Origin of the sequence: Bacteroides acidifaciens, from assembly GCF_903181435.1 — a bacterium.
GTDB lineage: Bacteria > Bacteroidota > Bacteroidia > Bacteroidales > Bacteroidaceae > Bacteroides.
On record NZ_CAEUHO010000001.1, the window covers coordinates 55,866 to 80,357 of the forward strand.

The 24,492-nt window shown below is 42.4% G+C and carries 18 protein-coding genes; 15 read left to right on the forward strand and 3 right to left on the reverse strand.

All coding sequences use genetic code 11. From position 1 onward, the window contains the following. The first annotated feature begins 42 nt into the window (after positions 1-42). From CLIN57ABFB40_RS00195 to CLIN57ABFB40_RS00205, 3 genes are all read left to right on the forward strand, one after another. Positions 43-876: a fimbrillin family protein gene (locus tag CLIN57ABFB40_RS00195; protein WP_175628384.1), complete on the forward strand. Its 834-nt coding sequence runs from the start codon at positions 43-45 to the stop codon at positions 874-876. A gap of 39 nt (positions 877-915) precedes the next feature. After that, entirely contained in the window at positions 916-2,352 is a 1,437-nt protein-coding gene (locus CLIN57ABFB40_RS00200) for a fimbrillin family protein (RefSeq protein ID WP_175628385.1), read from the forward strand. Positions 2,353-2,487: 135 nt separating this feature from the next. Beyond that, on the forward strand, positions 2,488-3,330 hold the full coding sequence (locus tag CLIN57ABFB40_RS00205) for an SGNH/GDSL hydrolase family protein (RefSeq protein WP_175628386.1): 843 nt from the start codon (positions 2,488-2,490) through the stop codon (positions 3,328-3,330). Between the two features lie 193 nt (positions 3,331-3,523). Here CLIN57ABFB40_RS00205 and tnpC read toward each other — a convergent pair whose 3' ends face one another. Further along, on the reverse strand, positions 3,524-5,137 hold the full coding sequence (tnpC, locus tag CLIN57ABFB40_RS00210; RefSeq protein ID WP_175628387.1) for an IS66 family transposase: 1,614 nt from the start codon (positions 5,135-5,137) through the stop codon (positions 3,524-3,526). Between the two features lie 69 nt (positions 5,138-5,206). Then, positions 5,207-5,716, reverse strand: coding sequence for an IS66 family insertion sequence element accessory protein TnpB (gene tnpB, locus CLIN57ABFB40_RS00215; RefSeq protein ID WP_175628388.1), 510 nt, complete (start codon positions 5,714-5,716; stop codon positions 5,207-5,209). Positions 5,717-6,176: 460 nt separating this feature from the next. On the opposite strand from tnpB, the gene CLIN57ABFB40_RS00220 reads away from it, so the two are divergent. The 5 genes from CLIN57ABFB40_RS00220 to CLIN57ABFB40_RS00240 all read left to right on the forward strand — a co-directional run bounded on the left by CLIN57ABFB40_RS00220 (position 6,177) and on the right by CLIN57ABFB40_RS00240 (position 12,200). Continuing rightward, positions 6,177-8,186: a transglutaminase domain-containing protein gene (locus CLIN57ABFB40_RS00220; protein WP_175628389.1), complete on the forward strand. Its 2,010-nt coding sequence runs from the start codon at positions 6,177-6,179 to the stop codon at positions 8,184-8,186. Further along, positions 8,177-9,997 (forward strand): glutaminase domain-containing protein, encoded by a 1,821-nt coding sequence (locus CLIN57ABFB40_RS00225; protein ID WP_175628390.1) that lies wholly within the window; start codon positions 8,177-8,179, stop codon positions 9,995-9,997. Before CLIN57ABFB40_RS00220 ends, CLIN57ABFB40_RS00225 begins: the two co-directional genes overlap by 10 nt. Positions 9,998-10,158: 161 nt before the next feature. Further along, entirely contained in the window at positions 10,159-10,707 is a 549-nt protein-coding gene (locus CLIN57ABFB40_RS00230) for a hypothetical protein (RefSeq protein ID WP_118219566.1), read from the forward strand. 1 nt (position 10,708) lies between these two features. Continuing rightward, positions 10,709-10,990 (forward strand): hypothetical protein, encoded by a 282-nt coding sequence (locus CLIN57ABFB40_RS00235; RefSeq protein WP_175628391.1) that lies wholly within the window; start codon positions 10,709-10,711, stop codon positions 10,988-10,990. Between the two features lie 118 nt (positions 10,991-11,108). Beyond that, positions 11,109-12,200 (forward strand): 6-bladed beta-propeller, encoded by a 1,092-nt coding sequence (locus CLIN57ABFB40_RS00240; RefSeq protein ID WP_175628392.1) that lies wholly within the window; start codon positions 11,109-11,111, stop codon positions 12,198-12,200. A 76-nt stretch (positions 12,201-12,276) separates the two neighbouring features. Here the strand turns inward: CLIN57ABFB40_RS00240 and CLIN57ABFB40_RS00245 are convergent, their stop codons facing one another. Continuing rightward, positions 12,277-13,440: an IS4 family transposase gene (locus CLIN57ABFB40_RS00245; protein WP_175628393.1), complete on the reverse strand. Its 1,164-nt coding sequence runs from the start codon at positions 13,438-13,440 to the stop codon at positions 12,277-12,279. Between the two features lie 203 nt (positions 13,441-13,643). Between CLIN57ABFB40_RS00245 and CLIN57ABFB40_RS00250 the strand changes: the two genes are divergently transcribed. The 7 genes from CLIN57ABFB40_RS00250 (at position 13,644) to CLIN57ABFB40_RS00280 (ending at position 24,462) form a co-directional block, all read left to right on the forward strand. Further along, positions 13,644-14,660 (forward strand): 6-bladed beta-propeller, encoded by a 1,017-nt coding sequence (locus tag CLIN57ABFB40_RS00250; RefSeq protein WP_254871664.1) that lies wholly within the window; start codon positions 13,644-13,646, stop codon positions 14,658-14,660. Positions 14,661-14,695: 35 nt separating this feature from the next. After that, entirely contained in the window at positions 14,696-15,787 is a 1,092-nt protein-coding gene (locus CLIN57ABFB40_RS00255) for a 6-bladed beta-propeller (RefSeq protein ID WP_175628395.1), read from the forward strand. Positions 15,788-15,822: 35 nt separating this feature from the next. Then, on the forward strand, positions 15,823-16,992 hold the full coding sequence (locus CLIN57ABFB40_RS00260) for a 6-bladed beta-propeller (protein ID WP_175628396.1): 1,170 nt from the start codon (positions 15,823-15,825) through the stop codon (positions 16,990-16,992). A gap of 5 nt (positions 16,993-16,997) precedes the next feature. After that, entirely contained in the window at positions 16,998-18,650 is a 1,653-nt protein-coding gene (locus tag CLIN57ABFB40_RS00265; RefSeq protein WP_175628397.1) for an O-antigen ligase family protein, read from the forward strand. 25 nt (positions 18,651-18,675) lie between these two features. Then, positions 18,676-19,560, forward strand: a complete 885-nt coding sequence (gene lepB, locus CLIN57ABFB40_RS00270; protein ID WP_175628398.1) for a signal peptidase I — start codon at positions 18,676-18,678, stop codon at positions 19,558-19,560. Between the two features lie 692 nt (positions 19,561-20,252). Further along, positions 20,253-21,344 (forward strand): efflux RND transporter periplasmic adaptor subunit, encoded by a 1,092-nt coding sequence (locus tag CLIN57ABFB40_RS00275; protein WP_175628399.1) that lies wholly within the window; start codon positions 20,253-20,255, stop codon positions 21,342-21,344. 22 nt (positions 21,345-21,366) lie between these two features. Continuing rightward, the gene (locus CLIN57ABFB40_RS00280; RefSeq protein ID WP_175628400.1) at positions 21,367-24,462 is read left to right on the forward strand and encodes an efflux RND transporter permease subunit; all 3,096 of its coding nucleotides are present in this window, start codon (positions 21,367-21,369) and stop codon (positions 24,460-24,462) included. Positions 24,463-24,492 lie beyond the last annotated feature (30 nt).

Consider the following 24,492-nt stretch of genomic DNA (forward strand, 5'->3'; position numbering starts at 1 on the left):
GGACTTTAATTGATTTTTAAACTTCTTAATCTTTTAGATAATATGAAAAAGATTTTTTTGTCGGCAGCGGTTATTGGACTACTTGCAAGCTGCTCACAGACAGAAGGACTGTCTGTCGATAATTCTACGGCAGATAGCCGTCAGATACAACTTTCGGTGGGGGTAGGCGACTTGCAGACGCGTGCCGGTTATAACAGTGAAAACTTAGAACAGTTCCAGTTGATTATCGACAACCCCGGAAATGCGGAGTATAACTACAACATTCTGATGCAAAAGGGCGATGATGGGTGGAATACTTCCAGTGGCGAGGCATTGATGTGGGACCCCAATACTCCGAATATAACAGTATGTGCCTTTGCGCCTGCTAAAGACGACGTGCAATTGACAAACGGAAGTCTTGAAGTAAAAGTTCCCTCTAATCAGAGCACGGAAGATGCTTTGAAGACGGCAGACTTTCTGTTGGCGAAGAGAGCGGTCAATCTTCAAAATGAGGATGGCAGACTTGATATCAAATTGAAACATAAATTGTGCAAACTGATTATCAAACCCGTTAGCGGTGGAGTTGCAGCACCGGTGGACAACCTGAAGGCGAATGGCGTGATTTTAAGCGGAACTTGCGATTTGACGATGGCAACACCGGCTGTAGTAGCCGCTTCTTCTGCCGGCACGGCAAGCATCACGCCTTTCAAGAATGCGGAGGGAGCTTACGAGTGTATTTTGCTGCCGCAAAATGCCGGAACGTTAACCGTTACTTTCAATATAGGTGATACGGATTATGAATGGAAATCTGATGAAGCTCAACTCACGGAGGGTACTTGCTATACTCTGACGATGGATGTGGTTACTTCTGAATCGAATCTGGAGGCAATCAAATAGGCAGATAACAATTAGTCACTCAATTAAGTAGAATATACAATGAAAACATTCAGATATTTTTATTTGCTTGCAGCTCTTACTACATTTTCAGCTTGCGGCAACGATGACGATGAAGTGCAAGGACAAAGCTCTGCGACAAATGCCGACAAGGTTCTGATAAACGCTGTGGTGGATGGTAATTCGCTGTTTACGCGTAGCAATCCTATGGGGGCGAATGATGCCAGCCAACAGACATTTAATCAAGGTGACAAACTGGCGGTTGGATGTGGCGATGAGCTCCCTGTGCTATATACGATGGGCGCGGACAAGAACTGGGCAACCGAAGGGGAAAACGGTCTGGTATGGGCAGAATCTTATCCGGAAGCGGTAGCTTATCATGCGTATTATCCCGCAGTGGCGAGTGTCTCTTTCAACACTTTCATTCTGCCTGCCGACCAATCATCGAACGAATACATCACCAATGCGGACTACATGACCGGTACGACGGAAATATCCGAAAAGCCTGCCGATGGTGTATTGAAACTGAATATGAACCGTCGGATGGCACGTGTTATCATCAAAATAGCCGGTGTAGAAGAAGGGCTGGGCAGTGTGACGTCACTGACCGTCAGCTCTCAGTATGCCGCCATTTCTCCGGTGAACGTGGAAGGCCCCGTGAAATCCATCACACCCTATGCAATGGGCAATGATACGTATGCCGCTTTGGTAATACCGGGCGAGGGTAGCAATACGGAAACGTTTGTTGAAGTAGGAACGACGACTGGCGGTACAAGAAAGATTACAGGCATCAAACCAGCCGAAGCCGGTAAAAGTTATACTTACGACCTTTACGTAGGTGAACGTGGCGCCACACTATCCGATCCGATTGTGGAAGACTGGACCGAGGGTACGTTGCAGGGAACCTTGACTGTAACGGCAGCAAAAAGATTGGAACGTACAGGTTGGAGAGTAACCGGTAAATTTGAAGAGAATGAGAATGACTCATTTATGAAGCTTATAGATGGTGATACAAATACATTCTGGCGTAGCGATTGGTGTAATCGGGGATGTGATAAACCTTATTATGTGGTTATTGATCTTGGTGAGAATGCCAACTATGTGTTTACGGGAGTGGAAATTATGGAACATAGAGACCTCCTAGGTCCGTATAAATGTAATTTCTATGTTACAGACCAATGGGAATGGAGAGAACCATTGAGAGATTTAGGAGGAACAGAAGGCTATGAAGGTGATTGGCATTGGAATACTCATGGTGGAAATGGTACTCTTGATACAACAAAATGGAGTGAGGGATGGACAAAGGTGAATAATGCGGATATAACATTAGAAAGCAGTGCGGATTTCCAAAAAATATCAATCAATAATGAAAATGCAAAAGGGCGTTATTTCATGATAGAAGTTACAGAAATGGAAGGAAATCCTAATAGTTGGATAGGTTTTGCTGAAATTTATCTGTGGGGTAAAGACGCCAAATAGCGTTTATTTATCACCTATCTTAATCAAGAAAGGAAGAACTCTTTCTTTGGGAAAAAATCCCGAAGAAAGAGTTTTCTCTATGGTCACTCTAATAAGTTGTAGATAATATAGTTTACTAATTGATTTGTATTGTATATGAAAAGAAAATTTGTGACTTGTTTGTTGTCTGTCCTGTTTTTAGCGGCAGATACGTATTCATTTGGCGAATGCAAAGGAACCGTTACGCCAAGTGTCGTTATAACGGAAAATCAATGGAAAGGAAAGAGGGTCGCTTTCTTGGGTGATTCCATCACGGATGAACAACGAGTGGGTACTACAAAGTGTTATTGGGAGTATTTGGCAGAGTGGCTCGGCTTGTGTCCCTTGGTATATGGCATCAATGGAAACGAATGGAACGGAGTTCTGCAGCAGGCGCATAAATTGCGGGAAGAGCAGAAGGATACAGTAGACGCTATTGTCATCTTTGCCGGTACCAACGACTTTTTTGCAAATGTGCCGTTAGGAGAGTGGTATACGGACCCTATACGTAAAAAACCGAAAGTAGCGGATACACAATTGGAATATTCCCGCAAATATCGTATGCCATTGCTGAAAGACGATACGTTCAAAGGGCGAATCAACAGGGTGCTTCACTTTCTGAAGACGAACTATCCGGACAAGCAAGTGATTCTGCTGACTCCGCTTCATCGTGCGCAAGCCCGCTTCAGCAGTGAAAATGTACAGCCCGACGAAGGATTCGCCAATCAAATAGGCGTTTATATAGATGAATACGTCCAAGCTGTTAAAGAAGCTGGCAATGTATGGGCAGTACCCGTCATCGATCTTCATAGCCTTAGCGGATTATACCCGCTGAACGATTCGTGCTCCATTTATTTTCATGATGCGGATACCGACAGGCTGCATCCTAATGCGACAGGCCATCGCAGGATGGCAAAAACTTTGCTGTATCAGTTGTTGGCACTTCCGGCAACGTTCTGATGCTGGTATAAACGAACTGGCATGGCTATTATTCAGAGATATATGATAAGAAGGCAAAGAAGTGGAAACTTGCCATTCTTATCATATATTTTATTGTAAGCATTCGGCCTCGCCCGTATTTCTCTCCAAGCTATAATAAAGTCAAAAGCCAGACATGCTTTGTCTGGCTTTTGACTTTATCTATCTTTCTTGTTTATCCTTTCCAATTAAATGGCAGTAAATCAGCGTAGTCGTTTTTCTTTTCTCTTTCATTCTCCTGTACCCTAATCAACACGTCCTGCATCCATAGTTTTGGGTTCACCTTATTTTCTCTGCAACATCCCATCAGTGAAAAGAATATTGCCGCTGCATGTGCCGCTTCATGTGAACCGGAGAAAAGAGTGTTTTTTCTGTTCAAAGTCAATGGCCTTATAGAGCGCTCCACCGGATTATTGTCAATGCAGAACTGTGCATCGTTGACATATCCAGACAGTTGTTCAAAACGTGTGTACATATAGAATATGGCCTTTGCAATAGGCGATTTCTCAACCGTATGTTCATACTCCTGCCTGCACCATTTTTCCAGTCCTTTGATAATAGGGTACGATTCTTCCCGGCGAAGCCTTACTACAGCCCCGCCTTCCAGATGTCCTATCCTGATTTTCTCCTCCACAGCATACAGTCTGCCTATTTGTTCAAGTGCATGCCTTGCTCTGGGAGGGTCATTTCCTTCCGCTTCCACAAACTTGCGCCTGACGTGTGCCCAGCAGCACAGGTGCAACTTTCCGGGTAGTGTGTCGAACTCGTCATATACTGCAAAGCCGTCACTCTGTACCACCCGAACCTGTCCTGCCAGCAGCGTGTCTATTCCGCTGCTGCCACGTCCCTTGTGATATTCAAAGAATGGGGTATGGAACCGGGGCAGATAGAAGTTCCACATATACCCGCGGTGAAGAGCACCGGGCCGGTCGCTTTCAAGTACGGGATGGGGCGTCTCATCGGCCATGACGTAATAGCTGTCCTTGACCAGTTCACGAAGTTCATTATAGATTGGCTCCAGACGCTGTGCGGCAGCCATCATCCAGTTACTTACAGTGGAAGGACTCAGATGGATGCCTTCACGCTCAAAGATGTCCAGTTGTCTGTACAGAGGCAGGTGGTCGTAATATTTGGCGGTAGCAATGTGTGACAGTACACTTTCCGACGCATTGCTGTGGGGATGTGCCATTACGGGCATGGGAGCAGTTATGATACGACCGTCGGCGAGCCGGTATTTAGGGCGGATGATGCGTCTCACATAGAATCGGGCGGGACTGACGGCATATTGTTCGCTCACTTCCTCTCCCAGCTTCGCCGCTCCCTCCAACGAAAGGCCCTCCGGCATGGGAATGATAATCTCTTCACGGGGAAGGGACGGGGCGATGGGCTTACGGGCGTGGGGGGTAATCTTTTTGGTGAAGCTCTTACGGAAACGGTTGTAGCCATTCTCCGATTTGGCAGATTTCTCAGCTGTTTTCTGTTCTTCCGCTACCGGGTCATTGACATCGGACGGAGACTCAAAACAGATGCTCAACTGGCCAGCATCTTCGGGAAGATGGCGTTTTTCACTGGATTTACCCCATAAACGGCGTGTCAAGTCAGCCAATTTCCATCTCAGGTCGGCAATGACGGCTGTACAGGCTGAGATTTCTTCGACCTGGCGGGAATACTCCCGCAAAGAGGATTCGTATTTTCTCTGAAGTTCTGCATGTTCCTTTTCAAGGCGTTCACGTTCCTTGCGCAGCTCTTCGTACTCTTCCAAAGTAAGGGTAATGACCGGTTCTTTCACTGTATATCCACTTTTTTATTATGTGACAAAGTTATGAAAATAAAGCAGAACGGCTTGTAGGACGGGAGATTACTTTTCAACTGTTTTCCGATACTTTTTAACAGTAAGCAGCTCATTCAGGCGATTCCAGGAAATTTGAAGAAAATCCCTCTTCCGTTCGTCCTTTTTCAAGAAAAAAGAGCCGCGATTCAGACGACGGTATTCCAAACGGTATTCGTCGTCGCACCGATAAAGGATATGCAACCTGCTACGGGAGCGGTCAAGAAAAACATGGCAACTCTGCTCTGACACGCAAGAGCCCGTGTGCCGGATGACCTCGCCACAAAGACCGTCAATGCCTTTATGGAAATTACAACCTTGGGGATAAAGGTAATAGGCCCAGAAAGGACTGCTACGGAAAAGACCAAGGCCTAAAGGGAGAAGTAGGTCCTGAGGGGAATGGATACCAAGGCTGGAAGCCGAAACTTTATAACGACGACCACCATCAAATATGAAAAGAACCGAATCAAAATGGTTAGACTCGGACAAAAGACTACGTAGTTTATCACTTTCGCTAGAAAATACTAATACAGAACACATATATGGATTAAGATTGTAATGAAGACACAAAGGTAGGAAGGAAAAGAAGGGAAACAAACACGCACGAGGCCGAATGCTTACCATTTTATTTCTAATTACTAACCGCCGACGGTAGTTGTCCATTCAGCCGACAGAGGTCGACCAATAGGACAACCGCTGTCGGCTGATTGGACAACTTAAGTCGTCCTCTTATATGTAAGCTGTTTTAATTTGATAGGACTGACATATCCGATGCGAAAGTTGCTAAACTGGAATCCACGGCTGAGCGACAAGGAGAACGGAAGAATCCGTAGGAAGAGGATTCTGAAAAAGTCAGATAAAGGAAGAGATGTAGGAAATAGGCGATATGACAGAATTTTGTCTTTTTTAGGCAAAATATTAGCTTGGATTTCGTACTGAAACCACTTGTTTTGCAGCGTGCTTGGAAATCGAAACTAATACTTATAATAAAAAAACACAGATGGTAAAGGTATATTTAAAATACATGTACGGGTTTCTGATTCTGGTGTTTATGATAACTGGGACAGATATTCTGAATAAAATGCTTCCTCAGGAATCTGTTACTGCTTTGGAGTTTGCCTTACGTGCGGCGGGCAACAATCGTGTAGAATTGGAGAAAGTGCTCCGGCGTTACCATGCGAATGCTGCCGACAGTCTGAAATATGCCGCTGCCTGCTTTTTGATAGAGAATATGCCTTTTTATACGTATCCCGAGAGCGAGCAATTGGAGAATTACAAATCCTATTATATATGGTTGAAAGAGACTCGTTCAAGGTCGTTTGAACAGTTGGCGGATTCTGTGCGACAACTGTTCGGACCGATAGACAGGATGCAACAGAAAAGAGATATACTCGAAGTCGATTCCGCTTACTTGTGCCACAATATTGACTGGGCTTTTAAAGTCTGGCATGAACAGCCTTGGGGAAAGAACGTCTCTTTTGAAACCTTTTGCGAGTATCTGCTTCCTTACCGTATCGGAGACGAACCGTTGACCTACTGGCGGGAGATGTACTATGAGAAGTACAATTCGATGCTTGATTCTTTGCGGTCGTCCGACTCACTGGATTGTGAAGACCCGTTTGTGGTAGCCGAATATCTGAGAGATCGGCTGCAGGACAACAGTTCTTTTTATACATCTGTTTCGCCTTTTCCTTTCGGGCATATCGGCCCTCATTACGTGCAATATCAGGTGGGGCGTTGCCAAGACCTGACCGACTTTGAGATTTATCTGTTTCGTGCGTTGGGCATTCCTTGCGCCACCGATTTCCTGCCTCTTCGCGGACATACAAATGCAGGACACTTTTGGGTGGTCACTTGGGATAAAAATGGAGAGGAATATACATCCGATTTTATGGGGAAACTGGAAAAAATACATAAGAGTGCATTGTATAATGATGATTTCAGCCCTAAAATATATAGGTATACTTTCAGTGTGAACAGAGAGCTGCACAAGCAGATGACAGCATATGGGGAGGAGGTGTATCCTTTCTGGAATTTTCCTAAGTTCATCGACGTTACTTCCACTTATGGACATTCTTTTAGCAAAGAATTGTCTATCCCTCTCGAAAGGCAGTATCACGACAAACGTAAGGGGCGAATAGCCTATCTGTGTGCGAGTAGAAGAGACAACTGGGTGCCTGTGGACTGGGCAGAGTATGATGCCCGCCATCTGATTTTCCGGAATGTGCGCAATGGTGCAGTGATGAGAGTGGCTACCATAGAGAATGGTTTACTCACCTTCCTGACCGATCCCTTTTATATCGACAGGCAGAGTGGTAAAGTGCATTATTGTACTGCCGGCACAGGCAAGCAGAAGGTCGTGTTGTATGCAAAATGCGATTTTGGGGGAGAAGATTTATTCCGTGAACGTATGTTGGGAGGTATTTTCGAAGGAAGTAACCGTCCGGATTTTGTGGATGCGGATACATTATACATAATAACGGATGTGCCTGCCCGTCTGAATACCGTAGCGGGAAGTTACTCGGACAAAGCGTATCGTTATCTTAGATATAAGGGACCTGCCGACTCTCATTGCAACGTGGCGGAAATCGCTTTTTATGAGAAAGGCGATACGGCTTCCGTCAAAGGGAAGCCAATAGGCACTCCAGGATGTTTCTACAATGACGGAACGCACGAATATATGAACGCGTTTGACGGTAAAACTTGGACATCCTTTGATTATTCTCATCCTTCCGGTGGCTGGGCAGGTCTTGACTTGGGTAGAAAGGCATGCATAGATCACATTGTGTATACTCCCCGCAATCGGGACAATTATATCCGTCCCGGAGATGTGTATGAACTGTTTTATTGCGACCACCATTGGAAATCGGCAGGCACTGTAAAGGCTGCTTCCGATTCGTTAGTGTTTTGTGGGATTCCCGAAAATGCATTGTTGTTTTTACGCAATCATACACGTGGAGTCGATGAACGGATTTTTAGTTACGAAAACGGAATTCAATTATGGAAATAAGAATGAATGGCAGATTGACAACAATTGTCAAGAGAATCATCGAGGGAGTAAGTTGTGTTTCACTGATTTGCATCTGCTCCTGTTCCTGTTCGGACAGTCGGAATATTCCTTTTTCCGGTGTTTCTTCCGTCGGGCATGTGGATTGGACGGTGTCGCCCGGACTTTCAACTTTTCCGTTGACGGGAATCGTGAGGGTAGATGGCAAGACGTACCGCTTTTGTGGCGGAGATTCCTTGCGTATGTTTCCTTTGGCTTCGTTTTCAGAAGATGATATTTCCGGTTGGGAGTGTAAGTATACTTTTTTATTTCCGGGAAAAGGCTGGGAACAACCGGGATGTGATGAATCTTCGTGGCAGTCGGGCAGAGGAGGATTTGGTTTCGGGTATGAAGACTATCCGGTGCATACAGCATGGGTGGCGGACAATCTGTATGTTCGCCGGCAATTCGAGGTGACGGACAAAGAAGCCTTGAGAGGACATAAAATGTACGTCCGATATGTCTGCGATGACCAACTGACCATTTATTGCAACGGACAATATTGGTTTAAAAAGGAATGCTTTACTCCCTCTGCCGAATGCCATGTTTTGACGGACGAGGACATGGAGGCTATTCGGACAGGAGATAACCTTCTGGCAGTTTACGGACGCAACACGGGTGGCCCTGCCTTAATGGATTTCGGACTGTATGTAGAGAATAAGACCTATGCTGATACCGACACTGCTCTGTTGCAATATGTGGATATACAAGCCACGCAGACACACTATGTGTTTCAATGCGGTGACCTGCATCTTCGGCTTGATTTTGTATCCTCGTCCATGTCCGAACAATGGAATATGACAGGGTGGCCTGTAGGCTTTGTATCCTATCGGATAGAAGGAGACGATGACGGTACCCACGAGGTAGAAATATTGTTCGATATGGATGTGAAATGTATGTTCGGTAAAGCCAAGGCAGAGAGCCGGGTAGACGGTGGATGGCGGCTTGTCCGGTGTGAGGGGTTGCATTTGGCTATGAAAGAGGGTGCTGCGTTTACGAGCGAAGAAGGACATATCGTTCTTTCTCAGAAGTTGGGTGTGGAAAATGGGTATGAGGGGATACTGGTGGTTGGATATGAGGAAGGAGAACACTTGTTGTTTGCTGGCGAAAGCCTGTATCCTGTTTGGAATGGGAATGGTGAACGAACGATGGACGGACTGATGCAATCGGTCGGTAATCACTATCAGGAGATAAAAGCGGACTGCGACAGGCTTGATTGCAAATGGAACAGTAAAGCCTTTGGCAAACGTGATACCGTGTTCGCACGGCAGATGTTGCCTGCATATCGTGATTTTGTAGCGTCGCACCGTTTTTTCCTTTCATCGGACAACAAGCTTTTCTGCTTTGCTGATACGTTGGGCAATGTAAGAGATGCCTACGAGAGTTTTCCCGTATTGAGTTTTTTCCACCGCATTGATTGGATGAAGGCTTTGCTCGAACCGGTATTTGAGTATTGTGGGAGTTCCTGTTGGCAGCGAAAGCATCCACCTTATGACATGGGGTTGTATCCCGTGGCTTCCCGGCAAGTGAAAGAAGGGAATAGTGTGGTAGAGACCACTGCCGATATGCTGGAGATGATTCTTGCCATTGTGGAGGAGGAACAGGACTTTGCTTTTGCGGGTATGCATTGGGCGGTTCTATGTCAATGGGCGGATTTCTTGGAGAATTATACCATCAGGAATGTGGCATCTTCGGATGCTTCTTTAGAATGTACTAAAAAAGAACAAGGATTGTCCGCATATCGTGAGCTTGTCCGTTGGAAAGAGAAAGGGTGAAAGAAAAAAGTATAACATATTAAAAAAGGAGGTGAAACGATAGTAGAACAGTTGTGTTTTCTGTAAGTAGTCCGGCTACTTCTCGCTGAAATGATAAAAGCGAGCTAACGAGAAAAATGTATCATAAGTGGGAAGGATTTTTCCCAATAACAGTTTATTTGATGAAGATAAAGTTTGTAAAGACAATATCCATACTATTGGTATTGTCGGCTTTAGGATTTTTAGTTTTGAGAAGCGAGTTTTTTGTGCAAGATGAGGTTCGTTATGTCAAGGAATGGTACGGTAAAAAACTGATTTTTCCGGAGCAGATGACTTTTCGCTTGTATGGCAAAGAGTCGGTAGACTACGATTACTCTACAGCAGACTATAAGATATTGGCACTCATGGATTCTGTATCCTGCATAGAGTGTCAATTGAGGATAGACGACTGGAAACGTTTTATTACGGATGTGGATTCATTGACAAATGCCAACATAAGATATTTGTTTGTGATGAAGCCTGTTTCTGAGCGAAATCTGTACGATGTATTGAAGGATGAAGATTTTCAGATTCCGGTATGTACGGATGGTGCCGAGTTTAGAAAAATCAATAAAATGGAATTCCCGGGCACTCATGTATTCTTGTTAGACCAAAACAATCAAATAATATGTGTGGGTAATCCTTTGCTCCGTAAAAGGATACGTGAGTTGTATTTTAATTTAATGAACTAACATGAAAGTAAAGTATTTTATTTATTTGTTCGCAGTTGTTCTTGTAACAATAGCGGTGAACCTGAAAGACAGAAGAAATCAGGATTTAAATCTAGTGGCGAATATTGAGGCTTTTTCTGCGGCATGTGATCCGGAAATAGATGCGACATTGGAGCCATATTATCGACTGAGTCATAAGCTTTTCTGGATAGGAGAGTACGATCGGCCAACTCAAATTCCTTGCTGTGAAAAGTTTGACAGCCAATACAGTGGGTGTGCGAGAGGGCTGGACAGATGTAATTAATGAGTAATGACATTCGGTAAAAGTTTTTGGAAATATTGGATAAAAGTATGCGGCAAAAGATTAGCCATGATGATTCGAGTTTCTGAAATCTTTTACCGAAGATAAAAATAAATATATAATGAGAGTAATAAATCTGTTTCTTTGCGCACTATTAGTTTGCGCTTCATGTTCTTCTAAGTATGAAGAACCGTGTGAAATTGTGAGATATGATCATACCAATATCAAAAAGAGTTATCCATTATCAACTTTTATTGATACGGTGAGGTTCACTCGTTTGGAATTGCCAGAATCCTACTTTTTTGGAAGAGTAAAAGACATTTTATTTGATGACTCCGGCATTTATGTAGTCGATTCAAAACAAGACATTGTTTATCGTTTCAATTCGGATGGAACGTTTCTGAATACGATTGGCAAACGAGGTGAAGGTCCGGGAGAGTATGCCGACCTTACATCCTGCTTTTTAGGAAAGAATTCGATTTACATAGCCGATATTGGTCCGTGCCGAATTTATGAATATTCTTTTGATGGAGACTATATAGGGACAATATCACATCCATTTAAGTTGGTATACAATTATATACGGGAATTATCCAATGGTAATTTCCTTTGTCATACAGTGAGTGGAATGAACAAAATGCATGGAGTATGGATTATGGACAGACAGGGAGAACTTTCTAAAAGAGTTTTAGCCATTTCAGAGATATATCCTTTTATTAGTTCCGGATGGAATACAATGACTTTGCAGGAAGATGGGACTATTCAAATTTACGATCCTCCTGTTGGCATATTCTATTCGTTCAATCCTCAGGACGAATCGATACATAAGATTTTTCAGCATAAATCGAACTATAAAATGACCGGCGATTTTATAGGCGTTGAAAGTAGCTATTATATAAAAGAAGAACATGCGAATTGTGATATAGTTGTAAATACAGACAGGTATCTTTTGTCTATTTGGGCTTTGCCTGATATGACTACCTCTTTTACTTTATTGGATAAGAATACTCAGAAAGTAGAGAGTTGCTCTTTTCCCGAAATGGATATTTCAGGTTTGTTCAATTTTGGTCGTTGGGTATCTTCCAATCTCTCCAATACTTGGGTTACTTACCTTAATGACGAATTTATAGGCGAGTATTATCCGGAAAAATATGAGGAATTGCGTATGAGTGAAAATGTGTTGATTGTAAACAAACTGATTTTTAAACGATAAAAAACATATGAACATAATGCTATAAAATACTATGCGAATACACTAGTGTCCCGTTAAAATCGGGACGAGTTATTAATTAATCAAATAATCCCGGAATAAGGGGATTAAATTGTTCTTTGACATCATTGAAATTAGTCTTATTAAACAGCTCTTGTAAAGGCGTTTTATCTGTTAATGAGATGCTAAGAATCTGCAAGACCTCATAAGTTGAACGATTCAGTTGCATATCATATTGTACAATAGCTACTAAACAATAGGTGATGATAGCAACACTAATCTGTATTCGAACCGCATTCTCGGTAGTACCCCAGAACCTTTTTATCTTAAGGTGTTGTTTCAGCCATTTGAAGAAAAGTTCCACGAACCATCTTTTCTTATAAAGATTGGCAACATCAAGTGCAGATATGTGTTTGGCATTCGTCAGGAATGTGAATTCACGATCATCCTCTTCATCATAGAAACGGATGACTCTGAATGATTCAGGATACTTCTTTCCAGAAGTGTACCCTATCAGTTTCACTTCCGCATCTGAAAGGATATTTTTCGGCATTCTACGCTTCCATTTACAGAACTTGCATTTCAGATTAGACTTCGCTCTGACTACAAAGAAAGAACCTGTAAGATGAATCCGATAAAGTTCTTTAAACGAGTCATACGCTCTGTCAAATATATAATAAGCATTTGGCTCATAATTAATTGCGGACATTTCTGTTGAATCATGCCTGGATGCTGTAGTTACTGTATAAAAGGCTGGAAGTTGTGCTTCTATGTCATAAAGGACATGAGCCTTAACTCCACCTTTTTTCTTACGGAACTTCGCCCAAGGGAATGTAGCCAAACATAAAGGAATTGTAGTGGAATCAAACGCATACTTCCTTCCTGGAATATCCAAGATGTGAGTCGATCGTTTTTCACATGCTTCCTTCATCATATAGAAAGCAAAATCTTCGAAGATTCTGTAATCCCGATTCTGATTGGCAGATGCAAGCGTAGTTTTGGCAATGGGCTCACGACCCAATCCCAAATGATAACGCTTTCCTTGATGTGCTTCCAAAGCTACAATCAAGTCACGAAGACTTTCACGATTACTGAGTTGACCGAACATCATTGCAAGTAACTGACTCCAGCAAGTGAAATGTTTCACATAACGATTGCCATCATACTTGTCTACAAGTCTTCTGAACTTATCATTGTTCAAGAATTCTACTAACTGAGCGAAAACATATTTATCTTGGTTCATTTGAGGTCACCTTAATTGACCTCAAAGGTATGATTTCAAATCGTCGCGCCTAAAAAGTAGTATCTAATAGACTATATTTCAATTATTTCAAAGAACTATTTATCCACTTTTACGGGACACTAATGATGCGAATAATAAATTTATTTTTATGTGTGTTGCTATTTTGTGTTTCATGTACTTCTACCCAAGACGACACTTGTGAAATGGTGGAGTATGACCACACCGATATAAAGGAAAGTTTCCCTTTATCTTCTTTTGTCGATAAAGTTGAGACAGTTCGTTTGGAATTGCCCGAGCCTTATTTCTTTGGCGGAGTTGGCAATATCTTATTTGATGAATCTGGAATTTATATAAATGACAGCAAACAAGAAGTGATTTACCGATTTGATGCAAATGGGATTTTTCTGAATACAATTGGTAAACGTGGTGAAGGCCCTGGAGAATATGTAGAACTGTCTTCCCACTTTTTAGGAGAAAAATCGATTTATGTAAGTGATAGAAATTCTAGAAAGATTCACGAGTATACCTTTAACGGTGAATATATAGGGACGATTTCATATCCCTTTGAGTTGCTTTATAATTATATTATGGCATTGCCTAATGGAAATTTCTTATGTCATACTGTAGATGGGTTTCTAAACGGGCATGGAGTGTGGATATTGAACAGGCAAGGGGAAATGGAAAAGACTGTGCTGTCCATTCCTGAAAAATATCCTTTCCGCAGATGTGGATGGAATACAATGGCCTTGCAGGCAGATGGAAGGATTCAGATATATGATGCACCGGTGGGTGTCTTCTATCTGTTTGATCCTAAAGATGAATCTATAAAGAAAGTGCTTCGACATAAGTCAAATTTCAAAATGACAGGTGACTTTGTCGGGCAAGAACTTAACAGCATTATTAATGAATCGTATGCTGATGGCGGCTGGGTACTCAATGGGGATAGATATCTTTTTTCTGTTTGGAGTCTGCCTGAAACGGACCATCTATATTATACATTATATGATAAAAAGACGAAGAAGTCGGAAACTTGTAATTTCCCTGAATTGGATGTGCCTGGAGTGTTTTCTTTTCATTTTTGGAAATCTTCAAATCTTCCTAATACTTGGGTATCTTATGTTGGCGACGAATACATGGAAATGTGTTTCCCGGAGAAACGTGATGAATTGCATATGAGCGAAAGAACATTGTTTGTGTATAAATTGATTTTTAAGCGTTAAAGGATATATATGTTTACTATTATAAATATAGTACTATGAGAAGAATAACAAATCTGTTTTTATGTGTATTGCTATTTTGTGTTTCATGTACTTCTACCCAAGACGACACTTGTGAAATGGTAGTGTATGACCACACTGATATTAAAGAGCAGTTTCCTTTATCTTCCTATATCGATAGAGTAGAATCTGTTCGTTTGGAACTGCCCGAACCTTATTTTTTCGGTGAAGTAGCTACTGTCTTATTTGATAAATCCGGTATTTATATACTTGATAGTAAACAAGATAAAGTTTTCCGTTTCGATGAGAATGGTACTTTTTTGAATACGATCGGTAAATGTGGTGAGGGACCTGGAGAGTATGCGAACATGTCTTCTTGCTTTTTGGGAAAGAATTCAGTTTATATAGATGATGACAGTTCAAGAAAGATTTATGAGTATTCTTTTAATGGTGATTATATAGCTACGGTTTCTTATCCCTTTGACATACTTTATAATTATGCCATGGAATTGCCGGATAAGAATTTCTTGTGTCATTCGGCAGATGGTTTTTGGACCACGACTCATGGTGTATGGATACTAGACAGACAGGGGAATATGAGAAGAGTTCTTGCCATTCCTGAAAAGACTCCTTATTGTCTGGCTTCCTGGAAGACAATGACCTTACGTGAAGATGGTAAATATCAGATATATGATCCCCCCGTTGGCGCCTTTTATCTGTTCGACACCGTTGATGAATCTATAAAGAAGGTTTTCCAGCATAGGTCAAGTTACAAGATGTCCGGAGATTTTGTAGGCATGACTGATATAAAAAATGAGGACGTTGCAATGGGGAATTGGATTGTGAATGGAGAAAGATTTCTTTTTTCTGTATGGGGGTTGCCCAATACAGATAAGTTATATTATACGATATATGACAAGAAGACTAAAAAGTCGGAAACCTACAAATCGCCTAAAATAGATATTCCGGGATTGCTGTTTTTCAATAATTGGAAATTCTCGAATCTTCCGAACGCTTGGGTGCATGTTACCGACGATCAACTTATGAATCATTTTTATCCTGACAAACTCAAGGAGCTCCAAATGAATGAAAGAGTATTGATTGTGGAAAAGTTATTTCTTAAACGTTGAGTAAGACGTGTATAATAATTTAACGTAAGTTTGATATGACAAGTATCCGGATATATTCTTTTAGGGCAGTTGGGGAATATCGAACTTACGTTATTAAATATCATGATATAATGCGAATAATAAATCTGTTTTTATGTGTATTGCTATTTTGTGTTTCATGTACTTCTACTCATGACGACACTTATGAAATAGTAAAGTATGATCATACCAATATCAAAGAAAGTTATCCATTATCAACTTTTATTGATACGGTGAAGTTCATTCGTTTGGAATTGCCGGAATCCTGCTTTTTTGGAAGGGTGGGAGATATTTTGTTTGATGACTCCGGCATTTATGCAGTCGATTCAAAACAAGACATTGTTTATCGTTTCAATTCGGATGGAACGTTTCTGAATACGATTGGCAAACGAGGTGAAGGTCCGGGAGAGTATGCCGACCTTACATCCTGCTTTTTAGGAAAGAATTCAATTTACATAGCCGATATTTACATAAGCAGGATTTATGAATATTCTTTTGATGGAGACTATATAGGTACAATTTCACATCCTTTTGAATTAGTATACGATTATATACGGGAATTGCCAAATGGTAATTTTCTGTGTCATACCGTGAGTGGTGTTAATGAAAATACCCATGGAGTTTGGATTATGGACAGACAAGGAAAACTTTCTAAAAGAGTTTTAGCGATTTCAGAGATATATCCTTTTAGTAGTTCCGGATGGGATACAATGACTTTGCAGGAAGATGGAACTATTCAAATTTACGATCCTCCTGTTGGCATATTCTATTCGTTCAATCCTCAAGATGAATCGATACATAAGATTTTCCAGCATAAATCGAACTATAAAATGACCGGTGATTTTATAGGCGTTAAAAGTAACTATTATATAAAAGAAGAACATGCGAATTGTGATATAATTGTAAATACAGACAGGTATCTTTTGTCTATTTGGTCTTTGCCTGATATGACTGCTTCTTTTACTTTATTGGATAAAAATACTCAGAAAGTAGAGAACTGCTCTTATCCCGAAATGGATATTCCAGGTTTGATCAATCTCGGCAATTGGATGCCGTCCAATCTCTCCAATACTTGGGTTACTTGTTTTAATGATGAATTTATAGACGAGTATTTCCCGGAAAAATATGATGAATTGCGTATGAGTGAAAATGTGTTGATTGTAAACAAACTGATTTTTAAACATTGAAGTGTATGTGTTTGACTAAAAAAGAATCTGTTGCATATTTTTGGGGTGGGTTAGGAATTGTTTCCATGTTGAGTGTTGTTCTTCTGAGGTTTGAAGATATACCTGTAGGAGCAACTGAGGGACATTGGTTATGGATTGGCCGGGCTTTTATAAGTTTGTCAATAAGTTTGGTATTGATGGCATTGCTGTTAAGCCCCTCTATAAAAGCAGACAAACTTGGTTCTCTTTTTAGTTGGACATTGATATTTTTAAGTTCTATAGAAGCTGTATGGGGGCTGTTGCAACTGGCTGGTTGCGCAATGCCTGGCAATCTGTTGTTTACACTTACGGGAACATTCAATAATCCCGGACCGTATAGTGGGTATGTGGCTGTAGGATATATGCTTTGCTTCAATGAATGGCTACGGCTGAAAGAAAAGGGCAGGCGTACGCCTGTTTACTTTGTAGTGGAGATTGTGCTTGTTCTTTTATTGTGTGTGCTGATTGCCGCCATGAGCCGTGCAGCGTGGTTGGCTGTAGTTGTGTCAAGTGTTTGGTTGTGTTTTGTCCGATACTCATGGCACAGGAGATTATCGCATTATCTGCATGAGAACAAATGGAAAGTAATATCCGGTGGAGTGATGTTGCTATCGGTGTGCGTGGGATTATTGTGTATCTTGGGATTTGTCATAAAGGGAAATTCTGCATTAGGAAGGCTGTTTATCTGGAAATTATGTATACAGGCTATTGCCGGGCAACCACTCACCGGATATGGGGATGGCAGTTTTACGCATGTCTGCGGAGTGTTGCAGGAAAAGCATTTTGCCAGTGGAGATTATGAAGCTTGGGAAGAATATGTGGCGGGAATACCGGAATATGCTTTTAATGATTATTTGCAGATAGCTGTCGAAAAGGGGCTGTTGGTCTTAATTCTCTTTTTGGCTATTATTTGTCTGGCATGGTATAGGGCGTATAGGAGAAAAAAGTATGGATTTTGTGCGGCGTTGATGTCGTTGTCTGTATTTGCTTTTTTCTCTTATCCATTGCAGATTCCAGTGCTGCAAGTTACTTTTTATGCTATTATTGGCATGTGTTTTTGGGAGGATATTCTGCGCAGTAGGTTCTGGCTTGTTCTGATTGCATTGTGTTTGGGAGGAACAGGATGGGCTATTTGTACCGATAATTCATATTCTGCTTACGTAAATTGGAAAAAAGATAGTAGATGGTATTATAATGGGAAATATGAGATAGCGGAAGAGAAATATGTCCGGTTGTATCCGTTATTGAAAGGCAATCATAATTTCTTATATGAATATGGGCACATTTTGTATGAGTTGGGGAAATATGAACAGTCGGTCGATATCGTGGAAGAGGCGTTGGAATTATGTAATACACAAGTCGTTTGGTATCTGCAGGGAATGAATTATTGGAAGTTGAACAGATATGAAGAAGCGGAAAAATGTCTGATTCGTTCCCGCAATGTCCTGCCTATACGTATATATTCTTATTATGTACTGACGAAGTTTTATGCAGACCCTGCATGTTTTCAGCCTGAGAAGATGAAGGAAAATGCCCGTATCGTATTGACTAAGGAGCCGAAGGTGATGTCGAAGGCGATAGAAGATATGAGGAAAAAGGTACGAGCATTGCTGGAGGAGCGGGAGAGAGCCGTAAAGTAATCATTGGATACTAAAGAAGTGCGATATGGATAGATTTCTTGCTGTTATAAAGAAATTGCTGACATTGTTTATGAAACTGTTTACAGGAGTGTGCTATTTGGTGTTATTATTCTTTTTTGTACAGGTGTTTTGTTATACTTCATTTCGAATTCCTTCCGAGTCGATGGATCCGGTATTGGTAAATGGCGATTACATTCTGGTTAATAAGATGATAAAGGGGGCTCGGCTGTTTGATGTATTTGCGGCTGTCGAGGGTAAAGACGTAGATATCTATCGGATACCCGGTTTTGGTGATTTTAAGAGGAATGATGTGCTGGTATTCAATTTTCCTTATCCGGAGAATCGTTGGGACAGTATCAGCATGGATGTTATGCGATATTACGTGAAACGGTGTATTGCTTTGCCGGGAGATACGTTGGAGATTCGGGAAGGGCGATATAAGGTACGTGGCTGTGGCGAGAGGTTGGGGAATCAAGACGAACGGTATATTGAGAAGTTGAAACATGCGGAACAATACGGCATTGCAGTGGATGCATTTCCTTACGATGAACAGCAAGGATGGACTGTTTGTGAATTCGGCCCTTTGGCAATTCCCGAAAAGGGTCGGAAGGTAGTGATGAACCGTACGAATTTCTTTCTGTATAGGCAGCTGATAGACTGGGAACAGAAGAAAAAGCTCTCTTTGAAAGACGGACGGATTCTGTTGGGGGATAGTGCGATTACACAATATCGTTTTGAAAAAGACTATTATTTTGTTGCTGGTGACAATATGGCAAATTCGCAGGATTCGCGTTATTGGGGGATGCTACCGGAAGAGTATATTGTAGGTAAAGTAGTCCGTATCTGGTATTCGGAAGATAAATATTCAGGAAAGATCCGTTGGGAGCGGATTCTGAAAAAAGTCAGATAAAGGAGGAAATGTAGAAAATAGGCGATATGACAGAATTTTGTCTTTTTTAGGTAGAATATTGTTCTAAAGTCTCTCTGTGAATGCTTTTCTTTGGGGGTTAGAAAGAAATTGAAATGATTATAATTAAATAAAGGAAGTGGCGTTTGATGTAGGATAAAATGAAGGATAAAAACACTTTATTAATTTGAGAACAGAATGTGTAATTATGTATAAATTGTATCATTTTATGGAATAGAAAATTTTAAATATTATTGTGCTTGTTGCAATATATTTATTTGTAATTCAGTATTCAAATTCTAAGAAGAATGAGGATATATTGACTTTGTTAGATATAGAGAAACTTGGCTGGGCAGAAAATGTTCCTATTGATTATTATGTCCCTGATCAATCTAATAATCCGAAAGAATGTACTATGGAAATATGGGTTGACGGAAGCGTTAGTGGTTCTGATGGAATAATAACTTTTATCTCGTCCAGTCCACTTATTCTTTTAGAAAGTCTTGGGAGGTAATTTGTTTAAGTAAATCTTTTGCGAATAATAAAGATAGACAAGCGTTTAAAAGTCTTTATGATGAACTTAATGATGATGATAATCCTGTCATCTTTAAGTTGCGGATAAAATAAAAAAACAGAGAGGATTATGAAATGAGAGAGGAAGTAAAGAAATTATTGAAATAAAAGAACCAATAAATATGAAGAAACACGAATGTATATGGTTACTGTTATGTTTGGCATTAGGAGGAAACACCTCTTGCTCTGACAAGAAAAATAGTGCTGATGAACAGGAGAAAGGAGTGACCACCGTTCTTCCTGACGTAAAGAATGAAGTTACCACTCAAATTCTGAAGAAGCGTAATTTTGACCATGAACTGGTAAGCAACGGCAAGGTGAACGCCCGCAGTAAAGCCGACCTACGCTTTGAAACGGGTGAAGTCATTGCCCGTATTTATGTGAAGAATGGCGACCGTGTACATAAAGGACAGAAACTGGCTGAACTGGACAAATTCCGTCTGGAGCAGAAACTGTCCCAGGCGGAAGACGCTCTGTTGAAAGCTGAGCTAGAATTGAAAGATGTGCTCATCGGGCAGGGATATACACCGGATGATTTCAGCAAGGTTCCTGTGGAGACAATGAAGATTGCAAAAGTGAAGAGTGGTTACGAGCAGTCGAAATCCCAGTACGAACTGACAAAAAGGGAGACGGAACATGCGACACTTACCGCGCCTTTTGACGGTGTAGTGGCTAATCTTTTCTCAAAACCTTATAACCCGGCTAATACCTCGGAAATATTCTGCACTATCCTTGACACCAGAGGGATGGAAGCTGAATTTACCGTATTGGAGAATGAACTTGCCTTTATTAAAAAAGGTGATAAGGTGACGGTCATTCCTTATGCCGGGGGAAGCTCGTTTGAGGGTAGGGTATCTGAAGTCAATCCGTTGGTGGATACCAATGGAATGGTGAAGGTGAAGGCTGATGTGAACGGTGAAGGCAAGCTGTTCAGCGGTATGAATGTGAGGGTCAGTGTCAGGCGGAATCTGGGTGAACAGTTGGTGATTCCCAAGACGGCTGTGGTACTGCGCTCCGGCAAGCAGGTGGTGTTCACATTGAAAGAAGGCAAGGCTATGTGGAACTATGTGCATACGGGACTGGAGAACGCAACGGAATACATTGTTTCTGATAAATCCCGGAAAGGTGTTGAAGACGGTTTATTGGAAGGAGACACGGTTATTGTGACCGGAAACCTGAATCTGGCGCATGAAGCGGAAGTAAATGTAAGATAATCCGTCCCAAAATCAAGTAAGCATGATAAAATTTTTAATCCAGCGTCCTATCGCCGTGTTAATGGCTTTCACCGCCAGTTTTATAATCGGCCTGGTGACTTATTCCACACTGCCGATATCGCTGCTTCCGAATATCGCCATTCCGGAGATTACCGTACAAGTGTCTGCCGCGAATACATCCGCCCGCGAACTGGAAAACACGATTGTGAAACCTTTGCGCAGCCAACTGATTCAGGTTTCCACTTTGAAAGACATTCATAGCGAATCAAGGGACGGGGCGGGTATCATCCGCCTGTCTTTTGAGTTCGGCACGAATACGGATCTTGCTTTTATCGAGGTCAATGAGAAGATAGATGCTGCGATGAACTATCTCCCCAAGGAAACGGAACGTCCGAAAGTAATCAAGGCGAGCGCAACGGATATTCCCGTGTTCTACCTGAATCTGACCTTGAAGAATGACAGTGCTTATAGTACTACTACCACGGGACAGCAATCCTTTCTTGACTTGTGTGAATTTGCCGAATCGGTTATCAAGCGAAGGATAGAGCAGCTTGAAGAAGTGGCTATGGTGGACGTGACCGGACTGGTGGAACGCCAGGTGCAGATTGTGCCCGATGAGGACAAGCTTGCCATGATGGGGCTTGCCATCGGGGATATTGAGTCCGCCCTGTCGTCCAACAATGTAGAACCGGGCAGCATGACGGTACGTGACGGGTACTACGAATATAATATCAAATTCTCGACATTGCTGCGTACGGCGGAAGATGTGGAAAATATCTATCTGCGTAAGGACGACCGCATTGTGCAGTTGAAGGATTTCTGCAAGGTCAATATCGTGCCCGTGAAGGAAAAGGGCGTGTCCTTGTCGAACGGAAAGCGTGCGGTGACACTGGCTGTCATCAAGCAGGCGGATGAGAATATGGACAAGATGAAGGAGTCGCTGGTAGGCACGATGGAGTATTTCCAGCAGGTCTATCCGGACATTGATTTCAGTATCAGCCGCAATCAGACGGAACTGCTTGACTACACGATTTCCAATCTGCAGCAGAACCTTTCTTTAGGGTTCCTCTTTATCTGCCTGGTAGCGGTCCTGTTCCTGGGTGACGTGAAATCCCCGTTAGTCATCGGGCTCAGCATGGTGGTTTCCATCGTCATCAGTTTCGTGTTCTTCTACCTTTGTAATATGTCACTGAATATCATTTCCCTTGCAGGATTGATTCTGGCTTTGGGAATGATGATTGACAGCTCGATTATCGTGACCGAGAATATTTCGCAATACCGCGAACGGGGATATTCACTGCGTCGTGCCTGTATCACAGGAACAAGTGAAGTGGTGACCCCCATGTTGAGTTCTTCGCTGACCACCATCGCCGTATTCGCTCCCCTGATTTTTATGAGCGGTATTGCCGGAGCCATCTTCTACGACCAGGCTTTCTCCGTCACGGTAGGACTGATGGTGTCTTATTTTACAGGTATCATGCTGCTTCCCGTCCTTTATCTGCTGGTCTACCGTGCAGGTATCCACACCCGGAAATGGAAGTGGCTCTCCTTTAAATTCAATAACCCGATAAAAGACCATACACTGGACCGTTTCTATGACGCCGGAGTAGACTGGGTGTTCCGTCATAAAACGTTCAGCGTATTGTTTTGCGTCATTTCCATTCCGCTCTGTGTATTTTTCTTTTTCTTTATAGATAAAGAGCGGATGCCCGATATCGAAGAAAACGAACTGATTGTCCGCATAGAATGGAATGAAAATATCCACGTGGATGAAAACAGGAAGCGTGTGGACGCACTTTTTAAGGAACTGGACGGCCGCTCTCTGGAACAGACGGCTTCTGTCGGCAGACAGGATTTTATCCTGAACCGGGAGAGGGAGCTTTCCTCTTCCGAAGCGGAACTTTATTTCCGTACGGAAACTTCCGGTGAAATTGCCCTATTGGAACAGGAGATATACCGGAGATTGAAAGAACGTTACCCGCTTTCCGTCATTTCTTTCTCTCCGCCGGAAACGGTATTCGAGAAACTTTTTGTGACGGGTGAACCGGATATCATAGCTGAATTTTATGCCCGTAACAGGGCACAGGCACCGGAAGCGGAAACGATTCGCAACCTGGAGCATGAACTGGCAGGGGAAACCGGCATCAATCCTACGGGCATCGCTTTTGAGAACCAGTTGGACCTGAGCATCAGCAAGGAAAAACTGCTGCTTTACCGTGTCTCCTATAATGAACTTTACCGTGTCCTGAAAACGGCTTTCCGTGAAAACAGCGTGACTATGCTGCATTCCTACCAGCAGTATCTTCCGATTAATATTGCGGGGAATGAAAAGACCGTGAACAGGGTCTTGCAGGAGACATTGGTACAGACACAGCCGGATAACCGTGGCAATATAGAATATATCCCGCTCCGGGAACTGGTAAAGGTGGCTCCTGCCGAAGACCTGAAAAGTATTGCTGCCGGGCGTAACGGGGAATTTGTGCCCTTCGATTTTTATGGAGTGCTCGATGCGGACAAGCTGATAAAAGACGTGAAGCAGGTAGCCGGGAATACGGGGGAGTGGGATGCCGGCTTTTCCGGCAGCTTCTTCTCGAACCGGGAAATGCTGGACGAACTGGTAGTGATACTCCTGATTTCCCTGTTGCTGATGTATTTCATCCTTGCGGCACAGTTCGAGAGCTTTCTGCAACCCCTGCTTGTCTTGGCGGAAATCCCGATAGACGTGGCATTTGCGCTTTTGCTGCTTTGGATTTGCGGGCATACGCTGAATCTGATGTCAGCCATCGGGCTTATCGTCACTTGCGGTATCGTCATCAATGACTCCATCCTGAAGCTGGACGCCATCAATGAACTGCGCAAGTCAGGCGTCCCTTTGCTGGAAGCCATCCATGAAGCCGGACGCAGGCGCCTGCGTCCCATTATCATGACCTCGCTGACTACGATTTTCGCCATGGTCCCGCTCTTGTTCTCTTCGGATATGGGTTCGGAACTGCAAAAGCCGTTGTCCATTGCCATGATAGGGACGATGTCGATAGGCACGGCAGTGAGCCTGTTCATCATACCGTTGCTTTACTGGTTCATTTACCGGAAAAAAGAAGAAGTAAGAAAGTTGAAATAAGTAGCAAATAATAACAAATAGTTCAAATAT